The organism is Solibacillus silvestris (assembly GCF_051967575.1).
GTDB lineage: Bacteria > Bacillota > Bacilli > Bacillales_A > Planococcaceae > Solibacillus > Solibacillus silvestris_B.
Map to the genome: position 1 here is coordinate 1 of NZ_JBQCJW010000059.1, position 7,990 is coordinate 7,990.

General features: G+C 36.1%; 4 protein-coding genes. 2 read left to right on the forward strand and 2 right to left on the reverse strand.

All coding sequences use genetic code 11. The annotated features are described in order from the left end of the window. The first annotated feature begins 614 nt into the window (after positions 1–614). The gene (locus ACTHOQ_RS18410; protein ID WP_440497629.1) at positions 615–1,151 is read left to right on the forward strand and encodes a hypothetical protein; all 537 of its coding nucleotides are present in this window, start codon (positions 615–617) and stop codon (positions 1,149–1,151) included. A gap of 788 nt (positions 1,152–1,939) precedes the next feature. Continuing rightward, positions 1,940–3,940, forward strand: coding sequence for a S8 family peptidase (locus ACTHOQ_RS18415; RefSeq protein ID WP_440497630.1), 2,001 nt, complete (start codon positions 1,940–1,942; stop codon positions 3,938–3,940). 610 nt (positions 3,941–4,550) lie between these two features. On the opposite strand, the gene ACTHOQ_RS18420 is transcribed toward ACTHOQ_RS18415, so the two are convergent. Both ACTHOQ_RS18420 and ACTHOQ_RS18425 read right to left on the reverse strand, forming a co-directional pair. Next, the gene (locus tag ACTHOQ_RS18420; RefSeq protein ID WP_440497631.1) at positions 4,551–5,969 is read right to left on the reverse strand and encodes a flagellin N-terminal helical domain-containing protein; all 1,419 of its coding nucleotides are present in this window, start codon (positions 5,967–5,969) and stop codon (positions 4,551–4,553) included. Positions 5,970–6,274: 305 nt separating this feature from the next. Then, positions 6,275–7,753 carry an S-layer homology domain-containing protein gene (locus ACTHOQ_RS18425; RefSeq protein ID WP_440497632.1) on the reverse strand — a complete coding sequence of 493 codons (1,479 nt, stop codon included), beginning with the start codon at positions 7,751–7,753 and terminating at the stop codon, positions 6,275–6,277. Between the last annotated feature and the right edge of the window lie 237 nt (positions 7,754–7,990).

The window sequence follows — 7,990 nt, forward strand, 5'->3', positions numbered from 1 at the left end:
ACTAGCGGGAGGTATTGTGGGTAGAAAGTGTTCAGTTCTATCAAGCGGAAACTGTCCATTTTAGTTTAGCAGTTACACCAGTCTTTTAAAATTCAAAATGCTAATTTAGATTCACATTTGTTTACCAAAAATTTTTTTGTAACAGATGAGGTAGTTGGTCTTTTAATAGATATGAATAAAACTATTATTGATACGATTAAGGAAAGTATTATTTTGACTTTTGAATGGATCGGACCAAATGGAACATATTATATTACTGATAAATTTTTAACTGTAGATATACTTCGAGGTTCATCTAAAATAAAGCATGGGCTTAGAATTGATTCAAGTACAATGGCACAAGGAAAATGGACTGTGAGAATACTAGTTAATAATGTATTGAATCATGAATCTGTATTTTTTGTTCAAAGTATGACATATAAAAAGCCCTATAGTTTGAAGGTGCAATAATAGTTAAATTATGCAGTACAATTACATTTTTTCAGCATATATTTAAAATGAAAACTCCTCTTCGTTAATTGATAGAAAACGAGAGGGGTTTTCATTTTATCTGAATTAGATAAAATGTTTTATAATCAAGAATAAGCTTATTATAAAAGGAGAGTCATAATAGTTTGAAAAAGTATCTAATTATATTAATATTCATTATTTTATTTATAGCTCTTATATTTTATATTATAGAGAAAAATTACAATATCGAATTAAATGAAAATGAAATTGCAAATAGCATTCAAAATAGACTAGGGGAAGAGCCAGACATTTCCTTGATTGAAAAATATATTATTTCAAATTCAAATACACAAATTATTGTTTTTGAGTATAGTAAAAAAAATGGCTATGCACTTTTTAAAAAAAATTATTTTAACAATAAGTTAAAGCTTGTATCTTTAAATAAAAATCTTGTAGATGAATATATAGATATTATCTATACAAATAAGGGGAATTATATCATTTTAAGTGGTAATTATAATGAAAAAATAGACAGTTTTTTAGTAAAAGAAGGGGATAGTGAATATTTATTTAAAGTCGAAAATATTGCTATGGAATTCGGTAATTTATATATTACACTCGAAACTATTCCGAGAAGTATTACTAAAAAAATGCTTGAAAATCCAATATTTTATAATGAGAATAATGAGCAAATTTATTGAGAAAAACTATGAAAGCTTGTATTCGATTCAACAGGTAAGACTACTATATAAAAATTATTTCGATTACTTGAACTTCAGTAAATTCGATATGTGAAATAGCGTAAGCTCCCATGTTATGTTGACCTTAAAAAGCCTTTTTAGAACAAATTTGCTAGCAGTGGCACTTGAAGAATTTATGGATAAATACTCCGATGAATAAATAATCGACTGAAATTTGGTCGATGCCAATGTAATTTAAACAACAAAAACCCAATATACTTAAAATACATTGGGTTTTGTTTGTTTGATTACTGCCACGACTTTTTACCACCAAATGACAAGGTATTTACCACACAGCGCCAACCTATGTGCCAGCACGCTAAAATTACCATATATCCTTGATAATTCTAGGGAAACTTAAGTGGCTTGACATAGAGCCTCTGCGGGCATGGTTCTTGTGCCAGAGAACCTGCTGAATGCATGCTGGCTCTGCCGAATGAGGCTACCACGCCCGCCGCTCGATATAAAGCCCGGCTCCGAACGAGTAATGGTAAATCTGTTGGCACACACTGGTACACTTCTTGGCAACTGCCGGTACAAAAGATGGCAAGGGTGGTACATTTGGTTGGCAGTAATCAGTTTGTTTAATCCATTTCTTAAAAAAACTTAAAGTAACATAACGGATTAAATTAAACAGTATACAAATTGTAACCCAGTCTCTTCTTAAAATTTAATGAGAGACACTGGGTTTTTTTGATGTTATGATTTTCTGTATAGGAAAAATGAAATTGAAAAGATGAGGTAAGAACATGCGGAAAATACTAGTTTGTGGCATTGTGCTTTTAGTAATATTGACATTGCAACCATTATCGCTCAAAGAAGCTTTTGCTTCGAATTTGGAATCGAATGTCATAGTAAAATATATGTCAGAGCCGAGTAAACAAATCATCATTGAAAATGCGGAATCTGTCATAGAGGAATTTGAACACTTGCCGCTGATAAACATTAAAATGACAAATGAGCGATTACAATTTTTAAAAGATCAAGGGCATATTGAATTTTATGAAGAAAATCAAACTTTTACTATCCAACATCAATTTAAAGTAGCAAACTTGTCTTCCGTTGAATTGGAGCGCTGGAATATAAAAGCGATGAATATACATAACAGTTGGAATGAAGGCTATACGGGAAAAGGCGTGAAAATCGCAATTATTGATTCGGGTGTGGCAAATCATCCGGACCTTACGCTTGCGGGCGGTGTATCATTTATCGGTGACAGCTATGATGATGACCACGGGCACGGCACACATGTTGCGGGGATTATTGCAGCGAAGCATAACGGTGTCGGAGTAGCGGGAATTGCGCCAAATGCCGAAGTATATGCAGTGAAAGCGATAAAAAAAGATGGCCTTGGTGAAGTCGGGACAGTATTGCAGGCAATTGACTGGGCAATCGAAAATAAAATGGACATTATTAATTTAAGCTTTGGCGATTTGGAATATGCGCCATCATTACATGAAGGCATTAAAAAGGCGGCTGAACATGGCATAATTATTGTAGCGGCAAGTGGCAATGAAGGAAACGACAGTGGCACGGGGAATACTATTAATTATCCTGCCCGCCATGAAGAGGCTATATCTGTAGCAGCGGTTAATCGTCATTTTAAGCGTTCTTCGTTTAGCGGGACGGGGGATGCGAATGATTTCGCGGCACCGGGTGAAGAAATTTACAGCACTTATTTAAATGGGCAATATGCAACATACAATGGCACTTCTATGGCCACGCCCCATATTGCAGGTTTGCTTGCATTGCTGATGGAGCAATATCCATATGCGGAGGCAGCGGAGTTGCGTGATGGTTTGCGTTATATTGCGGAAGATTTAGGGGAAGCTGGATTTGACGCTTTGTATGGTCATGGATTTCCTAAATTCCAATCCCCGAATGGGCAAATTGTTGATGAGCTTCTAAATAGCGGATTATCTTCGGAAGCATTGCACGAAAAAATCGAGAAAATGCCAAGCACGATTGAAAAATTGGCATTAAAAAATGAATGGAATAAAACACAGCAAACAGTCATTCAGGAAATTGATCAAATATTGGCGGACTTTATGAAAAATCCCACTGAACAGCGCCATACCCAATTAACAGAACTATTGGCGAAAATGGCTTCGGCAGATGTTAAAGTAGAGAAGCAAAAGGAAATCGATGCGGCCATTTCGGCATTGTTGGAGCCTGCTGCAAATGCTGTAAACATATTCAGCAAAAACAAAACCGTTTATAATTACAAAAAGGCTGATGCAGAGCTGGAAAAATTGCCGGCTTTAAAGGCAAAGCAAGAGCTGGAATCGGCGCTAAATGAAGCGTTGCAAGAATTTGCAGAAAAAGCCATTCAAAGTTTGGCGCAATATGAAAAACAGCCAACAAAAGATCATTATAATTACGCCAATTTTTCAATTAATAACTTGCCGGATTCTTCTATAAAGTCGGATCTGCTGGAAAAGTTAAATAAGAAAGTGCAAGCTGCAGTAAAGCAGGCGACAACAAATATTGCTGCTTATGAGAAAGTGCAGACGCTGAAAAACTATAATAGTGCTGCGAAGACGATTCAATTAATATTTGATGAGAAACAGCGTGAACAGCTCGAAAAAAGAATTAAAAAAACAGTTGACAACAATTTGGCAAAGGCAAAATTGCGTGCCGCAAATTATGAAAAGAAAAAAACAAAGGCAAACCATGAATTGGCGATGAAGCTTGTACGAGAGTTGCCGAACGGGAAAGACAAAGAGCAATTGCTGAAAAGATTGAAATAAGCGTTTTCCAATATCAAAATCCAGCTCCTTGTGAAAGTCAGCAGGGAAGTCTGGATTTTTTCTATTGGCAGAGCTTTTGGTTAGATGTGCGAGGGGAATGTCGAAATTTATATTTTGCAGGATAAGCGTAGGGAAAAGCTTCGAGCAAAAAGCAGATTATATATAATTGTGTAAAAAGGAAAAATCAAATCCATTCCTAAAATGATTTATTGTGCAACTAAATATGAAATAGGAGATTTTGTAGAATTTGAGGATTATCATGCTGAAATTAAGGATTAAAATTGCAAGTAAGGATAATATCATACCACGTGAGGATTAAGAAAACGCTGCTGACGATTATCCAATGCATAGCGACGATCATCTTTTCCCAAGCAAGCCGACTGAGCGCTTTATGCAAGAAAGTGAGGATTAAATTAATGGAGACATCCATTTTCTTCAATGCCTCACCCCCCAATGCAAAAAGGGAAAACAGCGCAATGAAGGAGAGAGCTATCTGTTTGCATTTACTCCTTGCAAACAAATAGCGCCTTCTTATAATTAGCCAGCTTGAAATGAATAACAAAGCTGCTTAGCTCTAACAGCGACACATTTAATGGCAATTTTATTGAACCTATTTAAGCACTTGTAAAATGCTTTGGCTCATTTGATTAATCTGGGCCATCATGGATTGGGATGATTGGAGCAGTACTTGATTTTTATGAAGCTTTGTCATTTCTTTTGCCATATCTGCATCGCGTAGTTGAGATTCGGCGGCAATTAAATTTTCTTCCGTATTTTTAACGTTATTGTACGCATGCTCCATCCGATTTGAAAGCGCTCCATAAATTGAGCGGCGTTCGGCAAGTATTTTATTGGCAATGTCGACACGGCGCAAACCTTCCATTGTCATATCGTATGAGTCTGTAACATCTATACTGTTAATGCCGATCGCTACGGCACGATTATCATACAGCGGGATAGTGATTTGTTGGCCTCCGTTTGCACCTGCATGGATGATCAGATCTTTTTGGATTGTATGTTCGACATTTGAATTTTTTATAATTTCATCCGCTAAATTTGGTGTAAGGTTTTCTGAAATATCGCTTGAAGATTCAGGGACTAAGATATCCGTAGCATATTCTCCAAAATGCTGATTGTAATAGTTCCAATTATTAAATCCGCGATTATTAATACCTAAAACATATACTTGGGCATTCGCCTGGTCCACTTGATTTTTCAAAGCTGTATTATCAAGATCTGTCCCTTCTGTTTGAGTATCTGTTAAAATAACAAAAACTTTTTGGCTAACAGATCGCAAATTCAGGGAATTGGAAGTGCCAGATAAAATATCCGATAAAATTTGCTCGGGATTTGTAGAGCCGCCTGTTGCAATATGATTATTTTTTAAATGTTCCTTCACTTGTTCGATATCATTCGTGGCAGGTAAATCACGATTGCTATGTACAACACTTGTGCTTGCGATTCGCACATCACCAACCGTATTCATCTTTTCGGAAAAAGTTGATAAACCTTGAGTCACCATTCGAATATCTGTAGCCATAGTGGAAGAATCGTCAATTAGGAAAACGATATCGAATTTAGTTTTACTTACATTGGAATTCGTTTTCATATCTTCGGGGATCAATGTTTTTATCGTATTGAATTCCGTCCCATTTGCAATATCATCAATACCGCGCTTTAAAGCTTCGATTTCTTGCTGGATTAGTTGTCGATCTTCAGGAGTATTTGTATCATTTGCCGCCTGAATAATCAGTTCGCGTATACGTACTAAATTCGGGTTTTGAATTTGGCCCAAACCCCCTTCAGTCGTATTAATTAAAGATATGCCGTCCTGAATATTTTCTCCGGCTTGGTTTAAACCCCGAATTTGCCCGCGCATTTTTTCGCTGATGCTTAAACCTGCTGCATCATCGGCAGCTACATTGATTTTATAGCCTGATGATAATTTATTTAAAGTTTTATTTAATTCTGAATTTATGTGGTTATAACGGTTTTGCGTGAACAATGAATTATTTGACTGAATCTGCATAGGAATCTCCTCTAATCAATAATGGTAATATTATACCACTTAAAATGGGAGTAAATACATCTATATTTAATAATTCGTTGATTAATATGTACTAATGCAGGGTGTTTTTATAAAGTCTTTATTGAGCATACATTTCAGCGCAAACTATCATTTTGAACTCTTATGCAAATATGAAATACCGGTTTTACAATGTATAAATCAAATATTTGCTTATCTTCCATAAAAAACACCTCCACGTTCAATGTTGAATTTCAACGTGAAGATGTTTTTAGTTGGCTCATATTAGCAAAATACTGTTTTTTTTATTAATAAAAATTAATTGTAAAGTAAGGCGCCTTTTTACTGCTGAATTCCAAACCTACGATAGCATTGTTGAAACGCGCCTGTAAAATATTGTCGCGATGCCCTTTACTATTCATGAAGCCTTCATGTGCATAAATGACATTATAATGCCCGTAAGAAATGTTTTCGCCCCATGTTTTCAGCTCTGACTCGCTCATGCCTCCACTACTCATGCGGTCATATGGAGTCGTGCCTGAAAGACTTGTATGGGAGAAATAGTTATTATCGATCATATCTTTACTATGCTTCCGTGCGATCGCTGCCCACTGCGGAGAATGGACGAGCGGATGGATTCCCTCGGCAGCTCGCGATTGGTTTATCAGCTCGACCATTAGCTGCTCGGAATCCTTTTGTGTATTGGCGATATTCCCATAAAAACCATCTTTTTTAACTTCATAATCTTTGTGCACATACATGATAGAGCGAATGACATCCTTTTTATGATTATCGTAGAAAAATGTTACGTAATAATCATCAATCAAATAAAAGTTATACTCTTTTGAAGCAGATGTGTTATAGCTAACATTGCCGCGGCGGACAGCTGAATTTTTTGTGCCGTACTTAGCTCGTACTTGATTTGCATTATTAACGCCGATCTGTAAAGACGGTGCACCGAAGAAGCTTTTCCCTTCTTTTGTCATATAGCGCGCCACAACTTTATTGTTATCAACACCTTCTAATTCCAAATCTATGTTTTTGCCTGTTTGCTTCCATGTAAAGTCATATTCGCTATTAAAGTTAGCTGTTGCGGAAGCGGGCGTTTCAACTGTTTGTGCGGGTGGTGTTTGCTCGTCAACTTCACCTTTATTTGTAAGATTGAGCGAACGGTATAAAAAAGTGGCCATTTGCGCACTTGTCACATTTTCGTTTGGTAAAAATTGATTGTGCTCATTGCCTGTTGTAATGCGATAGCTCGCTAAAATATTAACATAATCGTAGTACCAGCTGGATTTTGAGACGTCCTTAAAATTGTAAGTATTCTTGCTTTTCAGATTGAAGCTTTCCACTAAAATCTTAGAAAGATGTGAGCGTTTTACAGCTTGGTCTGGATTGAAATTGCCATTTTCGTCTCCATCAAAAATGCCTGCCTCATATGCCCAAATAATTTCCTTTGAAAATGCAGTGGAATTTTTTACATCGTTTAACTGATTTTTATAAGAACGTTTTTTCGGAATATCAATGCTCTTATCATTTGCCAATAAGCTATGCAAAATTTTCGAAGCTTCCGCCCTTGTAACGGGTCTGCTGAAGTTGAACTGATTACCGGTCTTATAGTCGTACACACCTAAATCATTCAAATAATGGATTGCCTCGGTATGGGAGCCTTGGCTATTGTTCAAATCCTGAAACGTCTTTTTAGCAAACACATCGTCGCCGTTCATAAACAATGCAGATGCTAAAAAGGTTGTCGCTAGGAAACTTTTTGCTATAATTTTTTTCATCTTTTTTCCTCCTGAATAAATTAAAATGCTATCTGCCAAATTGGCAGCAGCGATAAAAAATGGTTAATTTACTATAGTTTATATAAGTACATACCCAATACACAAACAATTATTTCATTATAAGGAAAAATAATTGAAATATAGTAGAGGATACTTATAAGTGGATCTACGTCAAATTTTCGGACACATTCTGCCTAAGTTTTTTCTTGGGGCAACATCCCGAACGGATTGTTCCAC

What these genes read in the sequence shown, in the direction of transcription:
- ACTHOQ_RS18415 (WP_440497630.1), top strand. Translation starts at nt 1,940, where the DNA reads ATGCGGAAAATACTAGTTTGTGGCATTGTGCTTTTAGTAATATTGACA.
- ACTHOQ_RS18420 (WP_440497631.1), bottom strand. Translation starts at nt 5,969, where the DNA reads ATGCAGATTCAGTCAAATAATTCATTGTTCACGCAAAACCGTTATAAC.
- ACTHOQ_RS18425 (WP_440497632.1), bottom strand. Translation starts at nt 7,753, where the DNA reads ATGAAAAAAATTATAGCAAAAAGTTTCCTAGCGACAACCTTTTTAGCA.